This window comes from Gelidimonas diazotrophica (genome assembly GCF_055694025.1).
In genome coordinates, this window is sequence record NZ_CM146349.1 from 371,038 (window position 1) to 396,933 (window position 25,896).

Below are 25,896 nucleotides of genomic sequence, written 5' to 3' on the forward strand. Positions count from 1 at the left end.
AAATCCTGAGCGCATGACATTCGTTGCGCAAAATGTGATGCCCAAGGTGTTTCGTAACAGATTCTCCCTGGTCCTCTAGGCCAGACATCTGTTGCGGATGCATTCCAATAACTGTAATGGTGTATTTATGATCAAATCGGCACCCCATGCACGGGGCGCAAGTTCGCCGCAATAACCCCATGCTGCCGCGACGGTATGCATGCCGGCAGCATGCCCTGCCTGAATATCGCGAATGTCGTCGCCTACGTACCAACAATCCTGTGGAGATATGCCAAGACGCCTGGCGGCTTCGAATAGCGGCCCCGGATGTGGTTTTGCTTGTGGCATCGTATCGCCGGACACCACGCAACCTGCTTCGTGCAAGCCAATCTGGCGCACTAAAGGCTCGGTGAAACGCTCTGCCTTGTTGGTTACGATTCCCCAGGCCAGGTCGTACTCACTTAATCCCTTGAGCAGGTCGATTACGCCATCGAATAGTCGGGATTTCACCGTCAGCGCTGCGGCGTAGTTGTTCAGGAACGCGATCCGCAAGTTTTCATAGCCTTGATCTTCAGGCTGGAGCCCGAATGCCACGCCGATCAATCCTCTCGCGCCTGATGATGCCGCCGGGCGCAGTGATTCGTACGGTGTGGGCATTAAGCCTTGGGTTGTTCGCAACAAGTTCACGGCCGCCGCCAGATCGGGCGCAGTGTCGGCTAATGTGCCGTCAAGGTCGAACAGGATGGCGCGGGGGATTGGGGGCGTATTGGTGGTCAAGGCAAGTCTATCTGCGATTTCGGATATTGGGACGACAGTTGTCGATCAGTAAAATCATGTTACACAGTGCGCGTGCAGGCCATCATGTAATTGACGCTGGTGTCGTGATTAAGTGAATACAGTTGGGTCACAGGATTGTATGTCAGCCCTTTCATGACATCGACAGTCATGTTCGCATTGCGAATGTATTGCGATAACTCAGCCGGGGTAATGAATTTTGCATATTCATGCGTACCTTTTGGCAGCAGGCGCAGCAGGTATTCGGCTCCGATAATTGCGAACAGGTAGGATTTCAGGTTGCGATTGAGCGTGGAAAAAAATACGCGGCCGCCGGGTTTTACCAAAGTGGCACAGGCGCGCACGATGGAAGCTGGGTCCGGCACATGTTCCAGCATTTCCATGCATGTCACTATGTCGTATGTGCCGGGTTTTCTTGCCGCCAGGTCTTCTGCGGCAATCAATTCGTAACGAACCTTGGCGCCGGATTCCAGACTATGCAGGTCGGCAACCTTGAGGGCTTTTTCGGATAAATCGATTCCGGTCACATTCGCGCCCTTATTTGCCATTGATTCTGACAGGATGCCGCCGCCACAGCCTATATCGACAATGGTTTTTCCTGCTAATGGCACGCAGGCATTAATCCATTCCAGGCGAAGTGGATTAATTGCGTGCAAGGGACGAAATTCCGAGCTTGGGTCCCACCAACGGTGCGCGAGATCACTGAATTTTTGTAGTTCAAGAGGGTCAGCATTCATAGGCGACATGATAGCGGTAAATGTGCCGATGGCGCAGGTCTTGTAGAATAAATCTGATGATTCTGACCAAGGCAATTTACGTGATTGTTTGGGCCATAAAAAAACCCCGCGAACGCGGGGTTTTACTTGAGCAAAATCGATTACTTGTTACGTGTACCAACAACTTCGATCTCTACGCGGCGGTTTTTCGCACGGCCGGCAGCATTTTTGTTGCTAGCAACAGCTTGCTTCTCGCCTTTGCCTTCAGTGTATACGCGATTGGTTTCGATGCCTTTGGAAACCAAGTAAGCTTTAACTGCTTCAGCGCGGCGAATCGACAGTTTCTGGTTGTAAGCATCAGTTCCGACTGAGTCGGTGTGACCAACAGCAATGATAACTTCCAGATTGACGCCGCCCAATTTCGAGGCCAGATCGTCCAACTTCGCTTTACCGTCGGCTTTCAGTACGGACTTGTCAAAATCAAAGAATGCATCCGCTGCAAAAGTGACTTTTTCTGATGTTGGTGCAGCGACAACAGGAGCTGGTGCAGGTGCTGGTTCGGCAGCGGCTGGCGCTGGCGCGGCAGCTTTAACGATTTCACCATCGCAACCACCAACTGAGTCGGCAGGAGTCCAGTAACCGGCATGCCAGCACAAGCCGAATGGATTGCGTGCAATTACACCACGGCTGTCTTGTACGTATGCGCTATTGGGTGTTTTAGCCTGAATATCTTGTGTGCCTTGTGCAGATGCCGAAATAGACAGGACTGCGGACGCAGCGAAGACGAGTTTTGCTAATTTTTTCATATTTTTTCCTCTCGGGTGAGATATCCGCAGATAAACTGCGCAACAAATTTACAACATCTAGAATTGAATTACTACTAGCAACAGGTTATCACAGTTATAAATTAGCCCTATGCAATAGTCCGGTTTTCATTTTGCCATAGGCTTTGACTTGCTGCCTTGTTTGTTAAATTGACTGCCGTGTAATTTTGGCCATTCGTTGCGATTTCACAACGATAAAATAGGTGGCTTTCATTTGGGAAATTATTTAAAACGCCTGTCAAAATGGTCCGCTAAATTTGGCGCATTGTTATTTAACTGACAGCCCTTTAACTTCAATAATTAGTCGGCGGTTGGGCGCCAGACACTGAATAAGTTTTTTGCGGGGTAAATTGTTGCTGCAGGTTTTTACTGGCTGTGTTGCGCCTGCGCCCAATGTGTTGATACTGGAAACGATGTTTTTGCTTTTCAAGTAAGCAGTCAGGTTCCCTGCGCGTTTTTCGGATAACAACTGATTATATTTTTGTGATCCGAGTAAGTCGGTATGGCCGGTTATCTGTATTGATTCAATATTCGTGCAATTTGCAAGTCTCGGTAGCACCTCATCGTCGACCCGTTTTTTGGCGGCCTTGGTTAAGGTGGCGCTATTGAATGGAAAAGTCTGGTCGTTTTCCAGTGTTGCGATGAAATCACACCGTTTAGGTTCTGGTGCGACCGCAGGCGTAATTGCAGGCGCGAGCGGTGCTGCAACGGCAGGGGCAGTAGGGTTCGCAATTGGGGGAGCCAGTTCGCCGTCGCATCCCAGAACAGCATCTGCAGCGAGCCAATTGCCTGTGCGCCAGCAGAGGCCGTAGGCGCTACGCACAACTGTTCGATTGCTGTCCTGCAAGTATGCGCTGTCTGGTGTTTTTGCTTTGATGTCAGATGTCTGGGCGTTCGCGCCAATGGCTGTTGCGCCAATCGCAAGGCCCATGGCCAGTTTTATAAGCATGCTGCTTCCTTTTTTGCGATTTCTAAGTATGTGCGGTTGAAATATCCGGCAGTATTTAAACATATTTTATAGATGAGGCCGTATTTTCTGGAAAATATTGCAGCGCCATTCCGGGTTTCTTAAACGCCATGATGAAACCGGCACATGATAAAATTATCTGTTTACAAGCTTCGACCAGTTGTTGTAACAATGCCTTAACGATAGGCATCGTATGTTAACCCAGTCAAAAAGTAGCCGAACAGCCAATGGATCAATTCGCCAAAGAAACAATCCCGATTTCCCTTGAAGAAGAAATGCGCAAGAGCTACCTCGATTACGCGATGAGCGTAATCGTCGGCCGCGCCTTGCCGGATGTGCGCGACGGCTTGAAACCGGTGCATCGCCGCGTCTTGTTCGCGATGCATGAAATGAACAATGTCTGGAACCGTCCGTATGTAAAATGCGCGCGCGTGGTCGGTGAAACCATGGGTAAATATCACCCGCACGGCGACGCCTCGATTTACGACACGCTGGTGCGGATGGCGCAGAGTTTTTCGCTACGTTACATGTTGGTTGATGGGCAGGGCAATTTCGGTTCGGTCGATGGCGACAGCGCCGCGGCGATGCGTTACACCGAGTGCCGCCTGGGCAAAATAGCCAATGAACTGCTGGCTGATATCGACAAAGATACCGTTGATTTCGTGCCTAACTACGACGGCAAGGAAAAAGAGCCGTCGGTACTGCCGACCAAGATTCCCAATCTGCTGATTAACGGCTCTTCCGGAATCGCGGTCGGGATGGCAACCAATATCCCGCCGCACAATATTACAGAAGTCATCAAGGGCGCCTTGTACTTGCTGCGCAATGTCGATTGCACCATCGATGAACTGATCGAGATCATTCCGGCCCCGGATTTTCCGACCGCCGGCATTATTTATGGTGTGTCGGGCGTGCGCGATGGCTACCGCACCGGCCGCGGCCGGGTTGTGATGCGCGCCAAGACGCACTTCGAAGAGTTCGGCCGGGAAGGTCGTACCGCGCTCATCATTGATGAACTGCCGTATCAGGTTAACAAAAAAACCTTGCTGGAGCGTATCGCGGAGCATGTGCGCGACAAGAAGCTTGACGGTATTTCCGATATTCGCGATGAGTCCGACAAATCCGGCATGCGCGTAGTGATCGAATTGAAACGCGGCGAAGTGCCGGAGGTTGTGTTGAACAATCTCTACAAGCAGACGCAATTGCAGGACACCTTCGGCATGAACATGGTGGCGCTGGTGGATGGTCAGCCTAAGCTGCTGAACCTGAAAGAGATGCTGCAGTGCTTCCTGTCGCATCGGCGCGAAGTCATCACCCGCCGTACCGTATTTGAGTTGCGCCGTGCGCGCGAACGCGGACATGTGCTGGAAGGCTTGGCGGTTGCGCTGGCCAATATTGACGATTTCATTGCCATTATCAAGGCTGCGCCGACGCCGCCGATCGCAAAACTGGAATTGATGTCGCGCGCTTGGGATTCCTCGGTAGTGCGCGAAATGCTGATGCGTACCGGGGCAGAGAATACCGGTGGCATCGAGGCTTTCCGTCCGGAAAATTTGCCGAAACATTACGGCATCCAGAAAGATGGCTTGTACAAGTTGTCGGATGACCAGGCCCAGGAAATTCTGCAGATGCGCCTGCAACGCCTGACCGGTCTGGAGCAGGACAAGATCGTCAATGAATACAAGGATGTGATGGCGCAGATCGCTGACTTGCTGGATATTCTGTCCAAGCCGGAACGCGTGACCATCATCATTACCGATGAACTGAACCTGGCTATCAATGAATACGGCGAAGGCAACAAGGATGTGCGCCGTTCGCAGATTGAGCTTAATGCAACCGATCTAGGCACCGAAGATTTGATCACGCCGCAAGACATGGTAGTGACGTTGTCGCACACCGGTTACATGAAGTCGCAGCCGATGTCGGAATACCGGGCCCAGAAGCGCGGCGGTCGCGGCAAGCAGGCCATGGCAACCAAGGAAGACGACTGGATCGACCAGCTTTTCATCGCCAATACCCACGATTACATCTTGTGCTTCTCCAACCGCGGCCGCTTGTATTGGCTCAAGGTATGGGAAGTGCCGCAAGGTTCGCGCAATTCGCGCGGCAAGCCGATCGTCAACATGTTCCCGCTGCAGGAAGGCGAGAAGGTCACCGTGGTGTTGTCGGTATCGGGCGAAAATCGGACTTTCCCGGAAGACCGTTATATCTTCATGGCGACCAGCCTTGGCACCGTCAAGAAGACTCCTTTGCAAGACTTTAAAAACCCGCGCAAGGCAGGCATCATCGCGGTCGACCTGGACGAGGGCGATTTCCTGATCGGTGCTGCGCTAACCGATGGCAAGCATGACGTGATGCTGTTCTCGGATTCAGGCAAGGCAGTGCGCTTCGACGAGAACGACGTACGGCCGATGGGCCGCAACGCGCGCGGTGTACGCGGCATGAATATGGAAGAAGGCCAGCAGGTGATTTCCCTGCTGGTGGCTGAAAACGACCAGCAAAGCGTCTTGACTGCGACCGAGAACGGCTTCGGCAAGCGTACTCCGATCCATGAATACACCCGTCATGGCCGCGGCACCAAGGGCATGATCGCGATCCAGACCAGTGAACGCAATGGCCGGGTCGTGGCTGCCACACTGGTCGAGTCCAGCGATGAAATTCTGCTCATTACTACCGGCGGTGTTTTGATCCGGACCCGTGTTTCCGAAATCCGCGAAATGGGTCGTGCAACGCAAGGCGTAACACTGATCGCCGTCGAAGACGGCACCAGGCTCAGTGGTTTGCAGCGCATAGTGGAAGCCGATATCGAAAACGATGTTGAAAGCGAAGTTGAAAGTGATGTCAATGATGTCAATGGCGAGGAACCGGGCGAAGCATGACGCGTATCTATAATTTTTCCGCTGGGCCGGCAATGCTGCCCCAGGAAGTGCTGCAGCAGGCGGCTGCTGAAATGCTTGACTGGCATGGCAGCGGCATGTCGGTGATGGAGATGAGCCATCGCGGCAAGGAATTCATGTCCATCATCGCAGCGGCCGAGCGTGACCTGCGCATATTGCTGGTGGTGCCGGATAATTACCGGATTCTCTTCATGCAGGGCGGAGCGATTGCCGAAAACGCGATCATTCCGATGAATCTGCTCGGTCGCAAGCCGCAGCCTGCAACTGCGGATTACATCAACAGCGGCTCCTGGTCGACCAAATCCATCAAGGAAGCGAAGAAGTATTGCAATGTCAATGTCGCGGCTTCCTCCGAAGATTTTCATTTTGCGGCGATTCCTGCACGCGAGGTCTGGCGCTTGTCGGAACATGCTGCATACGTACACATTTGTACCAATGAAACCATTGATGGGGTTGAATACCAGTTCGTGCCGGAGGTTGCAGCCGCCACCAACGATGCGCCCTTGGTGGCCGACATGTCGTCCCATATCTTGTCGCGCGTGATCGATGTGTCGAAATATGGCGTCATCTACGGCGGCGCGCAAAAGAATATCGGCCCGGCCGGTCTGACCATCGTCATCGTGCGCGATGACTTGATCGGACATGCGCTGCCGTTTTGCCCTTCCGCGTTTGACTGGAAAGTGGTGGCGGATAACCATTCGATGTACAACACGCCGCCGACTTATGCGATTTACATCGCCGGCCTGGTGTTCCAGTGGCTGCTGCGCCAAGGCGGCGTGGCGGCGATGGAGCAGCGCAATATCGCCAAGGCTACCTTGTTGTATGACACCATCGATGCCAGCAGTTTTTACAGCAACAAAATCGCTCCCGATTGTCGTTCCAGGATGAATATCCCGTTTTCGCTGCGCGACGATACGCATAATGCAGCGTTTCTGGCGGGCGCCGAAGCGGGCGGTCTGTTGCAGCTCAAGGGGCATAAATCGGTCGGCGGCATGCGGGCTTCGATCTATAACGCGATGCCGATCGAAGGTGTGCAGGCGCTGGTGGCCTACATGAAACAATTCGAGCGCCAGCACGCATAGCCGCTTGTCGGGTGACGCGTAATGGATAGTGGCAGCGTCCCGCGGCCCGCATAACAAAGAAAATATGAGCCAAGATAAACTCCAGCCCTTGCGGGTGCAAATCGATGCAATCGATCAGCAAATCCTGGAATTGCTGAATCAGCGGGCTCGCCTGGCGCAGCAAGTCGGCCATCTGAAAGCCGAAACCAATGCGCCGGTATTTCGCCCCGAGCGCGAGGCGCAAGTGCTGCGCCGGGTCGCCGAACGCAATCCCGGCCCCTTGTTTGGCCCCGACGTACAAACCATCTTCCGCGAAATCATGTCGTCCTGCCGGGCGCTGGAGAACCGGGTCACGGTCGCCTTTCTCGGCCCGGTCGGCACCTTTACCGAGCAGGCGGTATATCAGCAATTCGGCCGTGCGGTGGAAGGCCTGCCGTGCCCATCGATCGATGAAGTGTTTCGCGCGGTGGAAGCCGGCACCGCCGATTTTGGCGTAGTGCCGGTGGAAAATTCATCCGAAGGCGCGATCAACCGGACCCTCGATTTGCTGCTGCAAACCACGCTTTTGATCAGCGGCGAGGTGTCGATTCCGGTCCATCACAGCCTGATGTCCTTGAGCGGGACGATGGACGGCGTGCTGCGGATTTGCGCCCATTCGCAAGCACTGGCGCAGTGCCAAGCGTGGCTGAATCAGAATTATCCGAACATCGAACGCCACGCAGTCGCTTCCAATGGCGAAGCGGCGCGGCTGGCGTCAGAACAACCCGGCACGGCCGCCATCGCCAGCGAGATTGCAGGTCAGCAATATGGTTTGCAAATCGTCAATGCGCATATCCAGGACGATCCGCACAATCGCACCCGCTTCGCGGTGATCGGCCGCTTGCAGACTAGCCCGAGTGGATGCGATCAAACTTCGCTGGTATTGTCGGTGCCCAACAAGGCGGGCGCTGTCTATAATTTGCTGGCGCCGCTGGCCAAGCACGGCGTATCGATGACGCGCTTTGAATCGCGCCCGGCCCGCATGGGCACCTGGGAATATTATTTCTACGTCGATATCGAGGGCCATCTGCAAGACGACAAGGTGGCCCGGGCCTTGGCCGAACTAAAACAGAATGCCGCTTTTTTCAAGGTGCTCGGTTCTTATCCTTTTTGCGCTTAATTTCATTCAACTCCGGAGTCCAAGATGTCGATACAGTACGGTCCTGATTATGTGCGTGCAATTGCCCCTTACCAGAGCGGCAAGCCGATTGCGGAAGTCGCGCGCGAATTCGGTTTGGACCAGGCCGCGATTGTCAAGCTTGCCTCCAATGAAAATCCGCGCGGCATGCCGGAATCTGCCCGGCAGGCGATGCTGGGCGCGGTAGCCGATCTCGGTCGCTATCCGGACGCCAACGGTTTCGACCTGAAAGCGGCGATCACCGCAAAATACCGCGTGCCGCAAGAGTGGATCACGCTCGGCAACGGCAGCAACGACATTCTGGAACTGGCAGCGCACGCCTTCGTGCAGCCGGGCCAGGCGATAATGTATGCGCAGTATGCGTTTCTGGTCTACGCGCTGGCGACCCAGGCGGTGGGCGCGCGTGCCATCGAGGTGCCGGCCCAGGATTACGGCCACGATCTGGCGGCAATGGCGCACGCGATTACGCCCGACACCAAGCTGATCTATATCGCCAACCCGAATAATCCGACCGGCACCTTCCTGCCTGCTGCAGCCATCGAGGCGTTCCTGAAAATAGTGCCGCCGCAGGTGGTGGTGGTGCTGGACGAAGCCTATAACGAATATCTGGCGCCGGAATTGCAATACGAATCGACCGAGTGGGTCAGGACTTATCCGAATCTGCTGGTGTCGCGCACGCTTTCAAAGGCGTACGGACTGGCCGGTTTGCGGGTCGGGTTCGGGATTGCACAACCGGCCGTCACCGATTTGCTCAACCGCATCCGGCAACCGTTCAATGTCAATTCGCTGGCGCAGGCGGCGGCTGTTGCGGCGCTGGGCGATACGCAATTTCTACAAAAAAGCGCGGCCCTGAATTCCGCCGGTTATCTGCAGTTGACAACGTTTTTCGATGCGATCGACTTGCAATATGTGCCGTCCTTCGGCAACTTCGTGCTGGTCAAGGTCGGCCTTGACGACCATGCCGGTGCCCGCATCAATCTGGAGTTGCTGAAGCTGGGTGTGATCGTGCGCCCGGTCGCCAATTACGGCTTGTCGCAATGGTTGCGCATCTCGGTTGGCTTGCCGGAAGAAAACGCGATCTTTATCGATGCGCTGCGCACGGTGCTGAAAACCGAAGCGGAAGTGAAAGCGGTCTGAGTGCGCTTTAGCGCCTTTCACGGGGCTGCGGACTGAAAATATACTATTTAGTGTATTTTTTAAGGATGCAATATTTATATGCGGAAAGTATGGTATTTTTTGCCATACTCCCGCTTTTTTGTAATTCTAAAGATGCGGAAAAAAGAAGTCAGCGCTAACGTCGGCGCTCCTTCGTTGGCATAACCTCACCATTAGAGTCATTCCCTTGTTCAAAAAAATCGTTATTTTCGGTGTCGGGCTGATCGGCGGCTCCTTTGCGCTGGCGCTCAAAAGGACGGCTGCGGCAACGCGGATTGTCGGCGTCGGCCGCACTGCTGCGCCGCTGGCGCGTGCGATTGAACTCGGCATTATCGATAGCGCCAGCAGCTCTGATTCCGACGCGCTGGCAATCTGCCTGCGGGATGCCGATCTGGTATTGATCGCAGCGCCGGTAGCGCAAACCGAAGCGATTCTGGACGCCATCGCGCCGCATTTGCAGACCGGCACCATCGTCACCGACGCCGGCAGCACCAAGACCGATGTGGTGGCCTCCGCCCGCCGTGCGTTGGGTGCCAAGATTGGACGGTTCGTGCCGGGTCATCCGATTGCCGGGCGCGCACTGAACGGACCGGAAGCGGCGCTGGCCGATTTGTATGTCGGCAAGAAAGTGGTGCTGACGCCGCTGCCTGAAAATGCGCCGGCCGACGTGGCCCGCGTAGCCGCTGCCTGGCAGCAATGCGGCGCCATCATCCATCGGCTTACGCCGGAGCAGCACGACCGCGTGTTTGCCTCGGTCAGCCACTTGCCGCATCTGCTGGCGTATGCGCTGGTCGATGATATTGCGCGCAAGCCGCATGCCGATTTGCTGTTCCAGTATGCGGCCAGCGGCTTTCGGGATTTCACCCGGATTGCCGGCTCCTCGCCTGAAATGTGGCGCGATATCGCACTGGCCAATCAGACCGCGCTGCTGGGCGAGCTGGATGACTATATGCTGCAATTGACGCAGTTGCGCAGCGCGCTGGCAAGCGGCGACGGTGGCGCGCTGGAAGCGATCTTTGCCAACGCGCAGCAAGCCCGGCAACGCTGGGAAATATCGATTGAAGCGGCAGAAAAACACCATCAGGAAGGCGGCGACCAATGACGCGCAGCATGAAACCCACCAGCATCCAAACTCAGGCGCAGCATCCGAAACCTTTTCCGGAGCATCTCGATCTGGCGCCCGCGATGCGCGCGCAGGGCACCGTGCGCCTGCCCGGCTCCAAAAGCATTTCCAATCGCACCTTGCTGTTGGCGGCGCTGGCCGGCGGCACCACCCAGATAGTGGATTTGCTGGCGTCGGACGATACTTTCGTGATGCTGAACGCGCTGCGGCTGCTGGGAGTGCGCTGGGAGCAGCAAGACACGACGCAGAATTACACCGTGTTTGGCGTCGACGGCAATCCTCCGGTGCATCAGGCCGATTTGTTCATGGGCAATGCCGGCACCGCGATTCGCCCGCTGACCGCGGCACTGGCCGTGATCGGCGGCGATTACACGCTGCACGGCGTGGCGCGCATGCATGAACGCCCGATCGGCGACCTGGTCGATGCGCTGAATGCGATCGGGGCCCGGATCGTCTACACCGGCGTCGCAGGCTTTCCGCCCTTGCATATCCAGCGCGGCCATATCGATGCCCGGCACATGCGCGTGCGCGGCAACGTTTCGAGCCAGTTTCTGACCGCATTGCTGATGGCGTCGCCCTTCATCGCGCGCGAGCATGCGCTCACCATCGAAGTCATCGGCGAGCTGATTTCCAAGCCGTATATCGAAATCACCTTAAACCTGATGCGGCGCTTTGGCGTGGTGGTGGAGCGCGACGGCTGGCAACCGTTTGTGGATAAATTAGCTGTCTGTCCATTCACTGCTCCAAGAGTCGCAGTTGAGCGCGACGGCTGGCAATCGTTTACCGTGGCCCCCGGGCAACATTACCGAAGCCCGGGCATGATTCAGGTCGAAGGCGATGCCTCGTCGGCTTCGTATTTTCTGGCGGCGGGCGCGATTGCCGGCGGCCCGGTGCGGGTCGAAGGCGTCGGCAGCGCCAGCATCCAGGGTGATGTGCGCTTTGTCGAAGCGCTGCAGCAAATGGGCGCGACTATCACGATGGGCGAAAACTGGATCGAAGCGCAATCGAATGGCGTATTAAAGGCGATTGACGCCGATTTCAACCACATACCGGACGCCGCGATGACCATCGCAGTCGCGGCACTGTACGCCGACGGACCCAGCATGCTGCGCAATATCGGCAGCTGGCGGGTCAAGGAAACCGACCGCATCGCGGCAATGGCGACCGAATTGCGCAAGGTCGGCGCACTGGTGGAAGAGGGCGCGGATTATTTGCGGGTGACGCCGCCGGCGCAGATTTGCGCCGCCACCATCGATACCTACGACGACCATCGGATGGCGATGTGCTTTGCGCTGGCGACGCTGGGCGGCGCTGCCCGCAGCGGTGCCGCAATGCGCATCAACAACCCCAAATGCGTGGCCAAAACCTTCCCCGATTATTTCGAAGCATTCGCCAGCATCGCGCGTAATGATTTGTTTTGACGCGGCTGTTGTTTCTATGAATTATTAACAATACTAGCCAGTATAAATAGTGTCGCCATGTTTATGTGCGGAAATAGCACTATTTTTGCATATACTCCAACCAAGTCAGGAATTTTAATGGATCAGATCCGTGTTCCCGTGATTGCCATCGATGGCCCCACCGCCTCCGGCAAAGGCACTGTCGCGCAGCGCGTGGCGCAGCAACTCGGCTGGCATTATCTGGATTCCGGTGCGCTGTACCGGCTCACCGCGCTGTCCGCGCTGCGCAGCAACACGCCGCTGTCGGACCAAGAGCGAATCGCCGCGCTGGCAGCGGCGCTGTCGTGCAGTTTCGACGGCGCTGCGGTGCAGTTGTCCGGTGTCGACGTCACTGACGCGATCCGGGCCGAGGATATCGGCAATGCCGCGTCAAAAATCGCCGTCCTGCCTGCAGTACGGCAGGCGCTGACCGGCCTGCAACTGGGATTTCGGCAGGCTCCCGGGTTGGTGGCCGATGGGCGTGACATGGGCACCGTCATTTTCCCGGATGCATCATTAAAGATATTCCTGACCGCCAGCGTCGAGGCGCGCGCGCAAAGAAGGTATAAGCAATTGATTGACAAGGGATTTTCTGCTAGTATTACCGACCTTTTGCGGGATTTGAATGCGCGTGATGGGCGTGATGCGCAACGTGCTACCGCCCCGTTAAAGACCGCCGAGGATGCATATTTGCTCGATACTTCCGAACTGAACGCGGATCAGGCGGTGTCGCAAGTGCTGCGCTGGTATGCGCAAATGCATGTTTAGTTTGTTCGCTAAGGCCTGTTTTTTGTAATTTTGTAATGCCGTTGTTGCCGCACATGACACATAACATGGTCCAGTGCGGTGTTGATAAACCTAACCCAGTTTAAGTCGCCTGTCGCGTCCCCTGCTGGATAACATGTAAAAAACCTATGACTACTGCTACAACCGCCATCGAATCTACTGGAATGGCACCCATCGCTACCGAATCTACAGGAATGGAAAGTTTTGCCGCCCTGTTTGAGGAATCGTTGTCCCGTCAGGACATGCGTTCCGGTGAAGTGATTTCTGCTGAAGTCGTGCGCCTTGACCATAATTTCGTCATCGTCAACGCCGGCCTGAAATCCGAAGCCTTCATCCCTGTTGAAGAATTCAAAAACGATCAAGGCGAACTCGAAGTCAAGGTTGGCGACTTCGTTTCGGTTGCGATCGAATCGCTCGAAAATGGCTTTGGCGACACCATCCTGTCGCGCGACAAGGCGAAACGTCTGGCCTCGTGGCTGGCGCTTGAAAAAGCGATGGAATCCGGCGAAATCGTCATTGGTACGGTTAATGGCAAGGTTAAGGGCGGCCTGACCGTTCTGACCAACGGCATTCGTGCTTTCCTGCCTGGTTCGCTGGTCGATACCCGCCCAGTCAAGGACACTACCCCGTTCGAAGGCAAAACGCTCGAATTCAAGGTCATCAAGCTTGATCGCAAACGCAACAACGTCGTGTTGTCACGCCGTGCGGTAATCGAAGCATCGATGGGCGAAGAGCGTCAGAAATTGATGGAAACCTTGCAAGAAGGCTCCATCGTCAACGGCGTGGTCAAGAACATCACCGACTATGGCGCATTCGTGGATCTGGGCGGCATCGATGGCTTGCTGCACATCACCGACTTGGCATGGCGTCGTGTGCGTCATCCATCCGAAGTGCTGACAGTGGGTCAGGAAATCACTGCCAAAATTCTGAAATACGACAAAGAAAAAAATCGTGTCTCGCTGGGCGTCAAGCAATTGGGCGACGATCCATGGACTGGCCTGTCACGTCGCTATCCACAAAGCACCCGCCTGTTCGGTAAAGTTACCAATCTGACTGACTACGGTGCATTCGTTGAAGTCGAGCAAGGTATCGAAGGTTTGGTCCATGTGTCCGAAATGGACTGGACTAACAAGAACGTGGCGCCAAACAAAGTTGTCCAATTGGGCGATGAAGTTGAAGTCATGGTGTTGGAAATCGACGAAGAGCGTCGCCGCATCAGCCTCGGCATGAAGCAATGCAAGTCCAATCCTTGGGATGATTTCGCAATCACCCACAAGAAGGGCGATAAAGTCCGCGGCGCGATCAAATCGATCACCGACTTTGGCGTATTCATCGGCTTGGCTGGCAACATCGACGGTCTGGTGCATTTGTCCGACTTGTCCTGGACTGAAACCGGCGAAGAAGCAGTGCGCCGCTTCAAGAAAGGCGACGAACTGGAAGCCATCGTGTTGGCGATCGATGTCGAACGCGAGCGTGTTTCCCTGGGCGTTAAACAACTCGAAGGCGATCCATTCAACAACTTCGCTGCCATGAACGACAAGGGCGCCCTGGTAACAGGTACCGTCAAATCGGTCGAGCCTAAAGGCGCAGTGATCCAGTTGTCCGAAGAAGTCGAAGGCTATCTGCGGGCTTCCGAAATCTCGCGCGATCGCGTTGAAGATGCCGGTACTCACCTGAAAGTTGGCGACACCGTTGAAGCAATGGTGTTGAACATCGACCGCAAAGCGCGTGGCATCCAATTGTCGATCAAGGCAAAAGACAATGTCGAAACACAAGAAGCGATGCACAAGATGGCCGCCACCGACAACAATGCAGCTTCAGGCACCACTAGCCTGGGCGCACTGTTGAAGGCCAAGTTCGATAACAAGAACTGATTGTCGGTCGGTAAATGACTAAGTCGGAGTTGATTGCCCGTTTGGCCGAGCATTATTCGCAACTGGTAGCCAAGGATGCGGATTACGCGGTCAAAACAATTCTGGACGCAATGATCGATGCGCTGGCAACTGGTCAGCGCATCGAGATCCGGGGTTTCGGCAGCTTTGCGCTGAATAGCCGGCCGCCGCGCATCGGGCGCAATCCGAAGTCGGGCGACCAGGTGATGGTGCCCGAAAAACGGGTGCCGCACTTCAAGCCGGGCAAGCAATTGCGCGAACGCGTGGATGCGATGGTGGGGCAGCCGATCAGGGAAGACTGAGTCATTTACAGATAAATCGAAACGGCATCTACGGATGCCGTTTTTTTTCACGTACAATTTCGCATGGTCTTGCTGGCTGCGCGATTCCCGCGCAGCCAGCCATGTATTGGAGAGCCGTGCAATGAAGCTCATTTTCAGAATAATTGCAGGTCTGCTGTTTATTGTTTTTTTTGGATTCGCCCTCAAGAATACGCAGGAAGTCGCATTGCAATTCTTTTTGGGTCATGAAATACGGGCGCCTTTGGTATTGATGCTGCTGGCTTTTTTCGTCAGCGGCGCCATTTTTGGCGTGCTGGCCATGATGTCCACGGTATTGCGCCAGCGCCGCGATTTGAACCGGCACAAGAAAATTATCGCCAAAATGGAAAAAGAGGGCGCCGCGCGTGATCTGTCGCGCAGCCAGCCACCGCAACCGGATGGTGTGCTGGAGCGGTGATTCCATTTCCATATCAACCATGCACGGCTTCGCGTGGCCGTACCTGCGTACTGCCTGCGGATTGCGCCTTCGCGTTCACGATTGATGTGAAAACGTAATAAGTTATGACAAGATTGAACCTACATGGAATTTGAAATTTGGTGGTTACTCGGGATACCGATTTTTTTCGGACTGGGTTGGATCGCAGCGCGCGTGGATATCAAACAATTGTTATCGGAATCGCGCAGTTTGCCCCGCGGCTATTTCAAGGGCTTGAATTTTCTGCTCAATGAGCAACCGGACAAGGCCATCGATGCATTCATTGAAATTGTCAAACTCGATCCGGAAACGGTTGAACTGCATTTTGCGCTTGGCAGCCTGTTTCGCCGCCGCGGCGAAACCGAAAGAGCGATTCGCATACACCAAAATTTACTGGCGCGTCCGGATCTGCCGCAGGAACATCGCTTGCAGGCACTGTTTGAGTTGGGCCAGGATTACCTGAAAGCGGGCTTGCTGGATCGGGCTGAAGAAACCTTCAATCAACTGCTGAAAACCCCCTACGGCGCGCAAGCGCAGCGCGCCTTGCTGGAAATTTTTCAGCGCGAAAAGGAATGGCCGCGCGCGATTGAAGCGGCGCAGGGATTGCAGCAATCCGGCGCCGGCGGACTGCAAAAGGAAATCGCCCAGTTCTACTGTGAAATGGCGCAGGACGAGTTGGTGCATACCCATCCGGATGCCGCGCTGGCCTTGCTGGAAAAAGCCCTGGCTGCCGACCGCAAAAGCGTGCGTGCTACTTTGCTGATCGGCGACGTGGCGCAGGCCAAGGGCGACCTCGAAGGCGCATTGCTGGCCTGGCGCCGGGTTGAGCAGCAGAGCGTGCCGCATGTGGCGCTGGCGGCGCAGCGCCTGATGGATGGTTATCGCAGTGTCGGGCGGGCCGAGGAAGGCATCAATTTATTGAAGTTTTATCTGGCCGAAGCGCCGTCTATCGATTTGCTGGAAGTGGTTTTCAAGGCGGTATTCGAACTCCATGGGGTGGACGCCGCCAAGCAACTGGCCAGCGATGAATTGCGCCGCACACCAACCTTGCTCGGTTTGGACAAGTTGCTCGATGCCCGTCTGATGGATGCCAGGCCGGAAATCCGGCCCGAACTATCGATGGTCAAGCACCTGGTGCACAGCTATGCGCAAAAGCTGGCGCGTTATCAATGCAGTCATTGCGGTTTCAAGGCGCGCCAATTCTATTGGCAGTGCCCCGGCTGCAATCTCTGGGAAACGTATCCGCCGCGCCGCACCGAAGAACTCAACGTGATGAATTAGGCTGCTGCGCAATTGACTGGCGCTGGCATGCATTGCGGAAGAATTTTTTCAGTCCATCGTAGTTTATTATTGCGGGGTATATTAAAAAATACCCAAGTTCCCGCTTTATTTAATTGGCTTTAAAATAATACATAACGCAGTATATTTTTTTGAAATCAAAAAATGATGATGGTAAAAAGTAGGCGCGACAAAATGCTTGCCGTCGCGTTTCTGGCTGGACCCATCCATCATCCGATTGAAACCTACCAGCTAAGTTTATGAAAATACCAATTATCGGCACCGGCCATGTTGGCTTGGTCACCGCAGCCTGCCTGACCGGACTCGGCAGTAATGTTTTTGCCGGGCCTGGTTGCCGGCCAGGCTGCCATCCTGAGCAGCTGCGGGATTCCTATCCACGCACCGGGACCGGCGGAAATTGTCACGCGGTTCTGACCGCCAAAGGAAATGCGCTATGAAACTGCCGACACTGAATACGACACGGATTTTGGTGGCAGGCGATGTGATGCTGGACCGTTACTGGTTCGGCGACGTCAACCGGATATCGCCGGAAGCGCCGGTGCCGGTGGTGCATGTGGCGAAAAGCGAAGAGCGCCTGGGCGGCGCAGCCAACGTGGCCCGTAATGTATCTGCTTTGGGTGCGCACGCCGGTTTGCTGGGCGTGGTGGGACAGGACGAAGCGGGCGACGCGATTGCACGCCTGCTGGATGCATCCACAATTCGCAACTACCTGCAGCGCGACGCTGCTACTTCGACCATCATCAAATTGCGCGTGATCGGCCGCCAGCAGCAATTGCTGCGGATCGATTTCGAGCAAGCGCCGGCCGATCACGCGTTGCGCGATAAACTGGCCCAGTTCGATGCCCTGCTGCCGGATTACGATGTGGTGGTGTTGTCCGATTATGCCAAGGGTGGCTTGGTCAATGTGGCCGCCATGATTCGGTTGGCGCGGCAGGCCGGCAAAATGGTTCTGGTCGATCCGAAGGGAGAGGATTTCAGCTGCTATGCCGGGGCTTCGATATTGACTCCCAACAAGGCAGAGTTCCGCGCCATCGTTGGCGCCTGGCACAGCGAGGCCGAGCTGACTGCGAAAGCCCAGCAACTGCGTACCGGGCTGCAACTGGAGGCGCTGTTGCTGACCCGTTCCGAAGAAGGCATGACGCTGTATTCGGCGCAGGGCGTGTCGCATGTGCCAGCAGTGACGCGCGAAGTGTATGACGTCTCGGGAGCCGGAGACACAGTAATCGCCACGCTGGCCGTGATGCTGGGCGCTGGGCTGCCGCTGGCGCAGGCGGTGTCCTACGCCAATCGTGCCGGCGGCATCGTGGTGGGGAAACTGGGCACTGCCACCGTTTCCCTGGATGAATTGCAGGATTAAAATCGACGGCTGGTGTGATCCATTTGCTATTTCTTAATCGACTTGTTGTATAGTCTGCAATGCCACTTGCGAGTGCATTTCGCCAGTGCTATTTCGACTGTTTTAACAATCATCAACCTATTAAAGAGGAATGAAATGTTCAAAAAATTATTGCTGGGTGTGCTCGCTTTAATCGCAACTATGGGATTTGCATTCGCACAAGTCGACGTCAACAAGGCAGATCAGGCGGCATTGGACGGCATTAAAGGTATTGGACCAGCCAAATCCAAAACCATTATTGAGGAGCGCAAGAAGGGCGGCGACTTCAAGGATTGGCCAGATTTTGAAAAACGGGTCAAAGGTATTGGCGACAAAAATTCCGCCAAACTGTCAGAAGCGGGTCTGACCATCAATGGCAAGAACAGGCCGAATGCTCCCGCCAAAGCGTCTGCAACTGCCAAGACAGATAAAAAGGTGAAGGCCGCCACTCCGGAGCCGAAGGCTGCAGCATCGGAACAAGCGATGCCAAGTACACCGGCCCCGGCCAGCAAGGATAAGAAAGCCAAGCCGGAAGCTGCACCATCTAAATATTAAATTAACCGCAGATTCCCTCTCAAGCCCCGCATGCGCAAGTTGCGGGGTTTTTTATTGCCGCACGATTTGGCGAGCAGTCAGCGCGTACTGGCTTGACTCGGACTAAAATACAGCTTTGTTAATCAGACAGACCGGACATCATGCGTTATCAGACAATAGAAAACACGATAGGCAATACCCCTTTGGTTGAACTGAAACGGATTGCGGGCGCTGATACTGCCAGTAGAAATAACGTTATCCTCGGCAAGATGGAAGGCAATAATCCGGCCGGCTCGGTCAAGGATCGGGCTGCCTTGTCGATGATAATGCGCGCCGAAGAACGCGGCGAGATCAAGCCTGGCGACACCCTGATTGAAGCCACCAGCGGCAATACCGGCATTGCGCTTGCGATGGTGGCTGCCCTCCGCGGCTACAAGATGGTTTTACTGATGCCGGAAAATCTCAGCATGGAACGGCGTCAAAGCATGTCTGCTTATGGCGCGCAATTGGTGCTCACGCCCAAGATCGGCGGCATGGAATATGCCAGGGATCTGGCGCTGCAGATGCAGAAAGACGGCAAGGGCATTATCCTTGACCAGTTTTCCAATCCGGACAACCCGCGCGCGCATTATGAAACTACCGGGCCCGAAATATGGCGCGACACTAATGGACGCGTGACGCATTTTGTGAGTGCGATGGGTACCACCGGCACCATCATGGGCGTGTCGCAGTATTTGAAAGAACAAAACGGCGCAGTGCGAATTATTGGTGCACAGCCGGAAGAGGGCTCGCAGATTCCCGGCATCCGTAAATGGCCGGAAGCCTATCTGCCAAAAATCTATGACAAGTCCAGAGTCGACCAGATTGAATCGGTAAGCCAGGCTGCATCGGAACACATGGCTAGACGGCTAGCGGTCGAAGAGGGGATATTCTGCGGCATCTCCGCTGCTGGTGCTTGCGAAGTTGCGCTACGGGTTTCTCAAACAGTGGAGAATGCAACCATCGTTTTTATTGTATGCGATCGCGGTGACCGCTATCTCTCAACCGGGATTTTTCCCGCCTGAACTTCCCGGTCGCAGAACTGATAAGACGTCAGTCCTGCGATCAAATGCATTCCACTACGCGCGGCCGTGGATTATGCTGCTGCCGTTTCTTTTGGCTTGAACTGCTTGTCGCTGATCCTGAACTTGTTGCGACGATCGCCCATCAGGTAACGCAGATCGCGGATGCTCAAATCACTCACTTCGTGCATCCGGATCAGGAGCGACGCGCCGACCGGCAATCTGCGGTGACGAATCTTGCTGATGACAGGTGGTGCAACTTCCAGCGCCCTGGAAAGTGCAGCATCGTTTTTCAGATGCAGTTTTTCGATCAGCGTATCCAGGAGACGGTTCGGATTGTATTCAAATTGGTCCATAAGCGCGGTGCTACCGGTGTCATTGTCTGTTTGAGTGCTCATGATCTTGGTCTTTCATTTTTTAAATTTTATGGAGATGGAAGCGCAACAAAGAATCTGCTTATTCATGCATCGCGGTGTAGTAATACCGTGAAATGGTTAAGACCGTAAGCAAATTTACATTTAAAAACAAATTCTTAGATCCAGATAGATAGGCTGTACCCATTGTTTTTGATGCTCTTATAGTTGCTTCTACAGTAATACAAGTATCACGCATAACGATGCGATGCTTTGAAATACCTGGTTAAATTTATTGCTCTAAAAATAATGCAGCAATAAAAATCCCCAATTGCAATTGCTTTGATGCGCCAACAATTAATGCCGTACGGCAAAAATGAACGTGATAGTAATCTCATTTCGAGAGAAATATCTGTAAAACAAGTGTCAGACTATTAAAAAATATAAAAATTCCCTCCACTCAAGAAATATTTTGTCAGATTAATAATAATTCAAGTTGATTGTTGTCAACATTGCATTAAGTATGCGCAATATCCTGAATGACGCTAAGGACTACGTAACTATCGGGTGCGCATGGCGTTGATTGTGCGGCCAAGTTCGATGACCGACATCGCGTAAAAGAAGCTGCGGTTATATAGGGTGATGGCGAAAAAATTGTCGGTACCCAACCAGTATTCGGCCGCTTCGATACCGTTTTGCAAATCGACCAGACCGTATAGTAAATCGGTTGGTGCATGCGGACTTGGCACTACGCCTGCGCTTGCCAATGCATCGAACGTATATTTTGCCTCCAGGCCCTGGCCGAGGAATGATGCCCAGAGCTTGTCATGGTCGTCCGATGGCGGGATGGTCGCAGGGAAAACGATAGGATAGCCGCGTCTCCATCCATGCATCGTCAGGAAATGGGCCACACTGCCAATTGCATCTGCTGGCGAATTGTGTAAATCGATCTTGCCGTCCTGGTCGAAATCAACCGCATAGGCGCGAATACTGCTGGGCATGAATTGCGGCCAGCCTATCGCTCCTGCGTACGATCCGGTCAGGGACCATGGATCGATGCCGGATTCGCGCGCGTATAGCAGGACATTTTCAAGTTCGCCGCGGAAGAACTCCATTCTTGCCATGCGTGTCGGGGTATTCGGGTAGTCGAAGGCGAGGGTGGTCAGCGCATCGAGCACGCGAAAATTCCCCGTGTTGCGGCCAAATACGGTTTCCACGCCGATGATGCCGACGATGATTTCAGCCGGAACGCCGTATTGTATTTCGGCACGCTCCAGATCGCTGGCGTAGTCGTTCCAGAATTGCACGCCGGCATTGACGCGTATCGGTTCCACGAAGCGTGCGCGGTAGGCTTGCCAGTTCTTTGGACGCCCTGGTGGCGCCGGTTTCATCAGTTGGATTGCGGTTTCGGAATATTCCACTTGGACCAGGATTGCTTGCAATTTAACCTTGTCGAAATGATGTTTTTCAACCATTTTATCAATGAAGCTTGCGACTTCTTGCCACTGTCCAAAATTGACGAATTCCCCCTGGTTTTCTTGCATAAAGGCGAGCTTACGCGCGGCGCCCGCTTGGTCTGCCTGCGCTACGGTGTGCGGACCCAATCCCAGTGCGAGCAACAAGGGCAGGGTGGAAAGGAAAGTCGGACGCTGCGGTGTTTTGGGAAATTTTATCGACATTGTGCGAAAGTGAGTTGTGGTTCTGAGGTGACGGCTGCTACAGAGTCGTCAGGCGACTGCCTGGAGTTGGGGAAACATGCGGCCCAGTTTGGAAGCGTAAGATAGTGAGTGTATGCGGTATGACGGGTTTGCGTTAGCGTCGGTTGTGTTGGACGGCTTTCAGCCGCTTTTTGCCGCTTGTTGCAATTTATCTGTCAATGATTTCAACCCGATTTAATTCAAGAAGGTCATGCCCGCAGCAGTGGGCGATCATGCATCCATGACGACAGCTTTTTATACCCATCCCGATTGCATGCTCCATGAAATGGGCAGTTGGCATCCGGAGTCGCCGGCTCGGCTGCAGGCGATTGAAGATCAGTTGATTTCCAGCCGGCTTGGCGCCTATCTGGAGTATCGCCAGGCGCCGGCCGCCGATCTGGCTGAAATCGCCCGCGTCCATACGCCGGCGACCATTGCTCGGGTGCGCGACAACGTGCCACAGGCACACAGCGGCCAGGCCAGCTATTACCCGCTGGATGGCGATACTTCGCTCAATGCCTTCAGCTGGAAAGCGGCGCTGGGCGCTGCCGGCGCTGCTGTGGCGGCCACCGACGCCGTCATCAAAGGCGAAATTGAAAACGCCTTCTGCTCGATCCGCCCGCCCGGTCACCATGCGCGGCCGACGGAGTCGATGGGTTTTTGCCTGTTCAATAACGTCGCCATCGCGGTGCGGCACGCGCTGGAAGTGCATGGACTGCAACGGGTGGCCATCGTCGATTTCGATGTCCATCATGGCAACGGCACCGAGGAAGCGTTCGCCAACGAGCCCAAGGTGTTGATGGCGAGTTTCTTCCAGCATCCGCTGTATCCATACAGCGGGACCGACCGCAGCATCACGAATGCGATCAACATCGCGCTGCCGGCTTACACCGGAGGCGCAGTGGTGCGTCAGCAAATTACCGAAAAATGGTTGCCGGCGCTGCACGCATACCGGCCGCAAATGATCTTTATTTCGGCTGGTTTCGATGCCCACCGGGAAGATGATATTGGTCAGATGGATCTGGTCGAAGCCGATTTCGCATGGATTACCCAACAGGTCATGGATGTCGCCAGACTGCATGCAGGCGGGCGCATCGTCAGTTGCCTCGAAGGCGGTTACAACCTGTCTGCGCTGGGGCGCAGCGTGGTCGCGCATTTGCAGGTGCTGGCCGGGCTGGACGGATTTTAGATGGTGCGCGCCACAACTCCGTACAATAGCGTTTTATCCCGCAAGAATTGATTCCGCATGTCGATACAATGGTTCCCCGGCCACATGAACGCCGCCCGCAAGAAAGCTGCGGAAACCATGGAAGCTACCGATCTGGTCATCGAAGTGCTCGATGCCCGCATCCCGCAAGCCAGTTGCAATCCGATGGTCGAAGAGTTGCGCCTGTTCCGGCAGCGCCCTTGCCTGAAAATCCTGAACAAGAGCGATCTGGCCGACCCGGTAGCAACGCAAGCCTGGCTGGCTTTTTACAACAGCCAGAAAAACGTGCGCGCGGTTGCGCTGTCCTGCAAAAAACCGTCCGATGTCTTGAAAATCCCCGCCTTATGCCTGGAGCAGGCGCCGCATCGCGGCGTGCCGACCAAGGCGCTGCGGATGATGATCATGGGCATCCCGAACGTCGGCAAATCGACACTGATGAACGCCTTGCTCAAAAGACGCGTGGCCAAGGTTGGCGACGAGCCGGCGGTGACCAAGGTGCAACAGCGCTTGTACCTGAACAAGAACATGATCCTGATCGATACGCCCGGCTTGTTGTGGCCGAAAATCGCCCATCCGACCGACGGCCTGATGCTGGCCGCCAGCCACGCGATCGGCGTCAACGCCTTGATCGAGGAAGAAATCGCCACTTTCCTGGCCGAGATTCTGCTGCAGCGCTATCCGCAATTGTTGGCAACCCGTTACAACATGAAAACCGAAGGCATGGATGCGGTCAGCGTAGTCGAAGGCGTTGCGCTGCGGCGCGGTTACCGCCTGAAAGGCGGCGACTGGGATTTCGAAAAAGCCGCCAATACCCTGCTGCAGGATTACCGTACCGGCGCGCTGGGCCGCATCAGCCTGGAGACGCCAGACAGCCGCGCCGCGTTGCTCGCGAGCTATGTGCCGCCAGTGTTGCTGGGCTTGTCGCAGCAGATAATGCCGCCTGAGGATATCGAAGAAGAGCCAAAGTAATTAAATATAACGTGGGAGTATGGCTAAAAACCATGCTTTCCCCGCATGTATTCATTGCGGTATTGAATAATACGCGGAATAGTATATAAATACATCAACATAATAAAGACGGAGACAAAATGGACCAGTCAGCAACAGATCAAGCGCTTCCGATGGTATTGCACAGCCGCAGCGGCGGCATTGCTACCCTGACCTTGAACCGTGCGGCGCAATTCAATGCGCTATCGGAACAGATGATGGACGCACTGCAGGCCGAACTGGATGCGGTTGCCCAAGACGCCACCGTGCGGGTGGTGGTGCTGGCGGCCGAAGGCCGCGCGTTCTGCGCCGGACACGACCTCAAACAGATGCGCGCCACGCCCGAACTGGCTTATTACCAAACCCTGTTCACGCAATGCAGCAAGCTGATGCTGACCATCCAGCAAATGCCGCAACCGGTGATTGCGCGGGTGCAGGGCATCGCTACCGCAGCCGGCTGCCAGTTGGTCGCCATGTGCGATCTGGCGGTGGCTTCCAGCACGGCCCGGTTCGCGGTGTCGGGCATCAATTTCGGCCTGTTTTGCGCCACGCCATCGGTTGCACTGTCGCGCAACGTCTCGCGCAAGCAGGCCATGGAAATGCTGCTGACCGGTGACTTCATCGACGCCCAGACCGCAATGGCGCGCGGCCTGGTCAATCGGGTGGCGGCACCGGAACAGCTCGATGCCGAAGTCGCCGCGCTGACTGCCAGCATCCTGAGCAAACCCGCAGTCGCGGTCGCGATGGGCAAGCAACTGTTTTACCAGCAATTGGAAATGGGAATTGATGCCGCGTATCAGTTGGCCGGCCAAACCATGGCTTGCAACATGATGGATGCAGCGGCACTGGAAGGGGTGCAAGCGTTCATCGAAAAACGCGCGCCGCAGTGGTGAGGATGGTGAACAACCCAGATGCAATAAAAAAACGGGAGAGATATTGCATCTCTCCCGTTTTTTATTGCGTGCTTACTCGTCCTGATTTACCAGGACACGATGACCGAGTTCTTGTATTGCTTCAGCACGAACTGTTTGACTTCCGGGCTGTGGTACGCCTTGAGCAGCTTCGCCACCCACGGCTTGGCCTTGTCTTGATCGCGCACTGCGATCACGTTGGCGTACGGGCCTTTCGGGCCTTCGATGGCAATGGAGTCAGTGCCCGGGTTTAGCCCGGCCTGTTCGGCATAATTGCCGTTGATGACGGCCGCGTCGAGGTCGGCCAGCGAGCGCGGCAATTGCGCTGCATCGAGTTCGACAATCTTGATTTTTTTCGGATTACTGGCGATATCGAGCGGGGTCGCGCTCAGGCCGGCACTGGCTTTCAGCTTGAACAATCCCTGCGCTTGCAGCAGCAACAACGCGCGGCCGCCATTGGTAGGATCGTTCGGTACGCCAACCCGGGCACCCGGTTTCAGGTTGGCCAGCGATTTCACGTTTTTCGAGTACACGCCCATCGGTTCGGTGATGGTATAGCCGACATTGGCGAACTTGTAGCCGCGATCCTTGATTTGCGCTTCCAGGTAAGGCAGGTGCTGAAAGCTGTTGGCATCGAGATCGCCGGAAGCCAGCGCGGCGTTCGGTTGAATGTAATCGCTGAACTCGACGACTTGAATTTTCAAGCCATCTTTTGCGGCGATTTTCTTCACGACTTCCATGATCTCCGCGTGTGGGCCGCCGGTTACGCCGATCTTGATCGGTTTGTCCTGTGCCTGTGCCGGCGCGATGGCGATGCTGGCAAGCAGACTTAGCCCGCTAAAAAATTTTAAGATATGACGACGTTGCATGATGTTCCTTTTGGATATTAAGACGGTATTAAAAAA

25 protein-coding genes are annotated in these 25,896 nt (G+C 55.0%); 18 read left to right on the plus strand and 7 right to left on the minus strand.

All coding sequences use genetic code 11. From position 1 onward, the window contains the following. Positions 1–75: 75 nt before the first annotated feature. The 4 genes from KGFNPO_RS01775 to KGFNPO_RS01790 form a co-directional block, all read right to left on the minus strand. On the minus strand, positions 76–756 hold the full coding sequence (locus KGFNPO_RS01775; protein ID WP_472632823.1) for an HAD family hydrolase: 681 nt from the start codon (positions 754–756) through the stop codon (positions 76–78). Between the two features lie 59 nt (positions 757–815). Next, positions 816–1,511 (minus strand): bifunctional 2-polyprenyl-6-hydroxyphenol methylase/3-demethylubiquinol 3-O-methyltransferase UbiG, encoded by a 696-nt coding sequence (ubiG, locus tag KGFNPO_RS01780; RefSeq protein ID WP_472634543.1) that lies wholly within the window; start codon positions 1,509–1,511, stop codon positions 816–818. Positions 1,512–1,651: 140 nt separating this feature from the next. Beyond that, positions 1,652–2,296, minus strand: a complete 645-nt coding sequence (gene ompA, locus KGFNPO_RS01785; protein WP_472632824.1) for an outer membrane protein OmpA — start codon at positions 2,294–2,296, stop codon at positions 1,652–1,654. 286 nt (positions 2,297–2,582) lie between these two features. Continuing rightward, on the minus strand, positions 2,583–3,263 hold the full coding sequence (locus KGFNPO_RS01790; RefSeq protein ID WP_472632825.1) for an OmpA family protein: 681 nt from the start codon (positions 3,261–3,263) through the stop codon (positions 2,583–2,585). 245 nt (positions 3,264–3,508) lie between these two features. Between KGFNPO_RS01790 and gyrA the strand changes: the two genes are divergently transcribed. The 15 genes from gyrA (at position 3,509) to cysM (ending at position 19,839) form a co-directional block, all read left to right on the plus strand. After that, complete coding sequence (gene gyrA, locus KGFNPO_RS01795) at positions 3,509–6,160, plus strand: DNA gyrase subunit A (protein WP_472632826.1); 2,652 nt, start codon at positions 3,509–3,511, stop codon at positions 6,158–6,160. Then, positions 6,157–7,260 (plus strand): 3-phosphoserine/phosphohydroxythreonine transaminase, encoded by a 1,104-nt coding sequence (serC, locus tag KGFNPO_RS01800; protein WP_472632827.1) that lies wholly within the window; start codon positions 6,157–6,159, stop codon positions 7,258–7,260. The genes gyrA and serC overlap by 4 nt, the downstream gene beginning before the upstream one ends. Positions 7,261–7,324: 64 nt before the next feature. Beyond that, positions 7,325–8,398, plus strand: a complete 1,074-nt coding sequence (pheA, locus tag KGFNPO_RS01805) for a prephenate dehydratase (RefSeq protein WP_472632828.1) — start codon at positions 7,325–7,327, stop codon at positions 8,396–8,398. 24 nt (positions 8,399–8,422) lie between these two features. Beyond that, complete coding sequence (gene hisC, locus KGFNPO_RS01810) at positions 8,423–9,553, plus strand: histidinol-phosphate transaminase (RefSeq protein ID WP_472632829.1); 1,131 nt, start codon at positions 8,423–8,425, stop codon at positions 9,551–9,553. A gap of 205 nt (positions 9,554–9,758) precedes the next feature. Further along, complete coding sequence (locus tag KGFNPO_RS01815) at positions 9,759–10,673, plus strand: prephenate dehydrogenase (RefSeq protein ID WP_472632830.1); 915 nt, start codon at positions 9,759–9,761, stop codon at positions 10,671–10,673. A gap of 8 nt (positions 10,674–10,681) precedes the next feature. Continuing rightward, entirely contained in the window at positions 10,682–12,115 is a 1,434-nt protein-coding gene (locus KGFNPO_RS01820) for a 3-phosphoshikimate 1-carboxyvinyltransferase (RefSeq protein ID WP_472632831.1), read from the plus strand. Positions 12,116–12,232: 117 nt separating this feature from the next. Beyond that, the gene (gene cmk, locus KGFNPO_RS01825; protein WP_472632832.1) at positions 12,233–12,901 is read left to right on the plus strand and encodes a (d)CMP kinase; all 669 of its coding nucleotides are present in this window, start codon (positions 12,233–12,235) and stop codon (positions 12,899–12,901) included. Between the two features lie 182 nt (positions 12,902–13,083). Further along, the gene (gene rpsA, locus KGFNPO_RS01830; RefSeq protein WP_472634544.1) at positions 13,084–14,793 is read left to right on the plus strand and encodes a 30S ribosomal protein S1; all 1,710 of its coding nucleotides are present in this window, start codon (positions 13,084–13,086) and stop codon (positions 14,791–14,793) included. 14 nt (positions 14,794–14,807) lie between these two features. Then, positions 14,808–15,113, plus strand: a complete 306-nt coding sequence (locus KGFNPO_RS01835; protein WP_472614493.1) for an integration host factor subunit beta — start codon at positions 14,808–14,810, stop codon at positions 15,111–15,113. Between the two features lie 121 nt (positions 15,114–15,234). Beyond that, positions 15,235–15,549, plus strand: a complete 315-nt coding sequence (locus KGFNPO_RS01840; RefSeq protein ID WP_472632833.1) for a LapA family protein — start codon at positions 15,235–15,237, stop codon at positions 15,547–15,549. Between the two features lie 123 nt (positions 15,550–15,672). Beyond that, entirely contained in the window at positions 15,673–16,848 is a 1,176-nt protein-coding gene (gene lapB / locus KGFNPO_RS01845; RefSeq protein WP_472632834.1) for a lipopolysaccharide assembly protein LapB, read from the plus strand. A gap of 257 nt (positions 16,849–17,105) precedes the next feature. After that, a complete protein-coding gene (locus KGFNPO_RS01850; protein ID WP_472632835.1) occupies positions 17,106–17,303 on the plus strand; it encodes a hypothetical protein in 198 nt (65 codons plus the stop codon). Then, positions 17,300–18,223 carry a D-glycero-beta-D-manno-heptose-7-phosphate kinase gene (gene rfaE1 / locus KGFNPO_RS01855; RefSeq protein WP_472632836.1) on the plus strand — a complete coding sequence of 308 codons (924 nt, stop codon included), beginning with the start codon at positions 17,300–17,302 and terminating at the stop codon, positions 18,221–18,223. The genes KGFNPO_RS01850 and rfaE1 overlap by 4 nt, the downstream gene beginning before the upstream one ends. A gap of 72 nt (positions 18,224–18,295) precedes the next feature. Then, positions 18,296–18,796 carry a ComEA family DNA-binding protein gene (locus KGFNPO_RS01860; RefSeq protein ID WP_472632837.1) on the plus strand — a complete coding sequence of 167 codons (501 nt, stop codon included), beginning with the start codon at positions 18,296–18,298 and terminating at the stop codon, positions 18,794–18,796. Between the two features lie 140 nt (positions 18,797–18,936). After that, positions 18,937–19,839, plus strand: coding sequence for a cysteine synthase CysM (gene cysM / locus KGFNPO_RS01865; RefSeq protein WP_472632838.1), 903 nt, complete (start codon positions 18,937–18,939; stop codon positions 19,837–19,839). 71 nt (positions 19,840–19,910) lie between these two features. Here the strand turns inward: cysM and KGFNPO_RS01870 are convergent, their stop codons facing one another. Continuing rightward, a complete protein-coding gene (locus tag KGFNPO_RS01870; protein ID WP_472632839.1) occupies positions 19,911–20,234 on the minus strand; it encodes a hypothetical protein in 324 nt (107 codons plus the stop codon). A 515-nt stretch (positions 20,235–20,749) separates the two neighbouring features. After that, on the minus strand, positions 20,750–21,868 hold the full coding sequence (gene mltB, locus KGFNPO_RS01875) for a lytic murein transglycosylase B (protein ID WP_472632840.1): 1,119 nt from the start codon (positions 21,866–21,868) through the stop codon (positions 20,750–20,752). Between the two features lie 259 nt (positions 21,869–22,127). On the opposite strand from mltB, the gene KGFNPO_RS01880 reads away from it, so the two are divergent. From KGFNPO_RS01880 to KGFNPO_RS01890, 3 genes are all read left to right on the plus strand, one after another. Continuing rightward, positions 22,128–23,075 carry a histone deacetylase family protein gene (locus tag KGFNPO_RS01880; RefSeq protein ID WP_472634545.1) on the plus strand — a complete coding sequence of 316 codons (948 nt, stop codon included), beginning with the start codon at positions 22,128–22,130 and terminating at the stop codon, positions 23,073–23,075. A gap of 57 nt (positions 23,076–23,132) precedes the next feature. Further along, positions 23,133–24,062: a ribosome biogenesis GTPase YlqF gene (gene ylqF / locus KGFNPO_RS01885; RefSeq protein WP_472632841.1), complete on the plus strand. Its 930-nt coding sequence runs from the start codon at positions 23,133–23,135 to the stop codon at positions 24,060–24,062. A 119-nt stretch (positions 24,063–24,181) separates the two neighbouring features. Then, positions 24,182–24,973 carry an enoyl-CoA hydratase gene (locus KGFNPO_RS01890; protein WP_472632842.1) on the plus strand — a complete coding sequence of 264 codons (792 nt, stop codon included), beginning with the start codon at positions 24,182–24,184 and terminating at the stop codon, positions 24,971–24,973. Positions 24,974–25,059: 86 nt separating this feature from the next. Here the strand turns inward: KGFNPO_RS01890 and KGFNPO_RS01895 are convergent, their stop codons facing one another. Then, positions 25,060–25,860 (minus strand): MetQ/NlpA family ABC transporter substrate-binding protein, encoded by an 801-nt coding sequence (locus tag KGFNPO_RS01895; RefSeq protein ID WP_472632843.1) that lies wholly within the window; start codon positions 25,858–25,860, stop codon positions 25,060–25,062. Between the last annotated feature and the right edge of the window lie 36 nt (positions 25,861–25,896).

Bases quoted from the DNA above. Each gene is read 5' to 3' on its own strand.
- gyrA (WP_472632826.1), top strand. From the start codon at position 3,509: ATGGATCAATTCGCCAAAGAAACAATCCCGATTTCCCTTGAAGAAGAA.
- KGFNPO_RS01840 (WP_472632833.1), top strand. From the start codon at position 15,235: ATGAAGCTCATTTTCAGAATAATTGCAGGTCTGCTGTTTATTGTTTTT.
- pheA (WP_472632828.1), top strand. From the start codon at position 7,325: ATGAGCCAAGATAAACTCCAGCCCTTGCGGGTGCAAATCGATGCAATC.
- ylqF (WP_472632841.1), top strand. From the start codon at position 23,133: ATGTCGATACAATGGTTCCCCGGCCACATGAACGCCGCCCGCAAGAAA.
- KGFNPO_RS01835 (WP_472614493.1), top strand. From the start codon at position 14,808: ATGACTAAGTCGGAGTTGATTGCCCGTTTGGCCGAGCATTATTCGCAA.
- KGFNPO_RS01895 (WP_472632843.1), bottom strand. From the start codon at position 25,860: ATGCAACGTCGTCATATCTTAAAATTTTTTAGCGGGCTAAGTCTGCTT.
- KGFNPO_RS01880 (WP_472634545.1), top strand. From the start codon at position 22,128: ATGACGACAGCTTTTTATACCCATCCCGATTGCATGCTCCATGAAATG.
- KGFNPO_RS01890 (WP_472632842.1), top strand. From the start codon at position 24,182: ATGGACCAGTCAGCAACAGATCAAGCGCTTCCGATGGTATTGCACAGC.
- KGFNPO_RS01870 (WP_472632839.1), bottom strand. From the start codon at position 20,234: ATGAGCACTCAAACAGACAATGACACCGGTAGCACCGCGCTTATGGAC.
- mltB (WP_472632840.1), bottom strand. From the start codon at position 21,868: ATGTCGATAAAATTTCCCAAAACACCGCAGCGTCCGACTTTCCTTTCC.
- cmk (WP_472632832.1), top strand. From the start codon at position 12,233: ATGGATCAGATCCGTGTTCCCGTGATTGCCATCGATGGCCCCACCGCC.
- hisC (WP_472632829.1), top strand. From the start codon at position 8,423: ATGTCGATACAGTACGGTCCTGATTATGTGCGTGCAATTGCCCCTTAC.
- ompA (WP_472632824.1), bottom strand. From the start codon at position 2,296: ATGAAAAAATTAGCAAAACTCGTCTTCGCTGCGTCCGCAGTCCTGTCT.
- rpsA (WP_472634544.1), top strand. From the start codon at position 13,084: ATGGCACCCATCGCTACCGAATCTACAGGAATGGAAAGTTTTGCCGCC.
- KGFNPO_RS01850 (WP_472632835.1), top strand. From the start codon at position 17,106: ATGAAAATACCAATTATCGGCACCGGCCATGTTGGCTTGGTCACCGCA.
- cysM (WP_472632838.1), top strand. From the start codon at position 18,937: ATGCGTTATCAGACAATAGAAAACACGATAGGCAATACCCCTTTGGTT.
- ubiG (WP_472634543.1), bottom strand. From the start codon at position 1,511: ATGAATGCTGACCCTCTTGAACTACAAAAATTCAGTGATCTCGCGCAC.
- KGFNPO_RS01790 (WP_472632825.1), bottom strand. From the start codon at position 3,263: ATGCTTATAAAACTGGCCATGGGCCTTGCGATTGGCGCAACAGCCATT.
- KGFNPO_RS01820 (WP_472632831.1), top strand. From the start codon at position 10,682: ATGAAACCCACCAGCATCCAAACTCAGGCGCAGCATCCGAAACCTTTT.
- rfaE1 (WP_472632836.1), top strand. From the start codon at position 17,300: ATGAAACTGCCGACACTGAATACGACACGGATTTTGGTGGCAGGCGAT.
- lapB (WP_472632834.1), top strand. From the start codon at position 15,673: ATGGAATTTGAAATTTGGTGGTTACTCGGGATACCGATTTTTTTCGGA.
- serC (WP_472632827.1), top strand. From the start codon at position 6,157: ATGACGCGTATCTATAATTTTTCCGCTGGGCCGGCAATGCTGCCCCAG.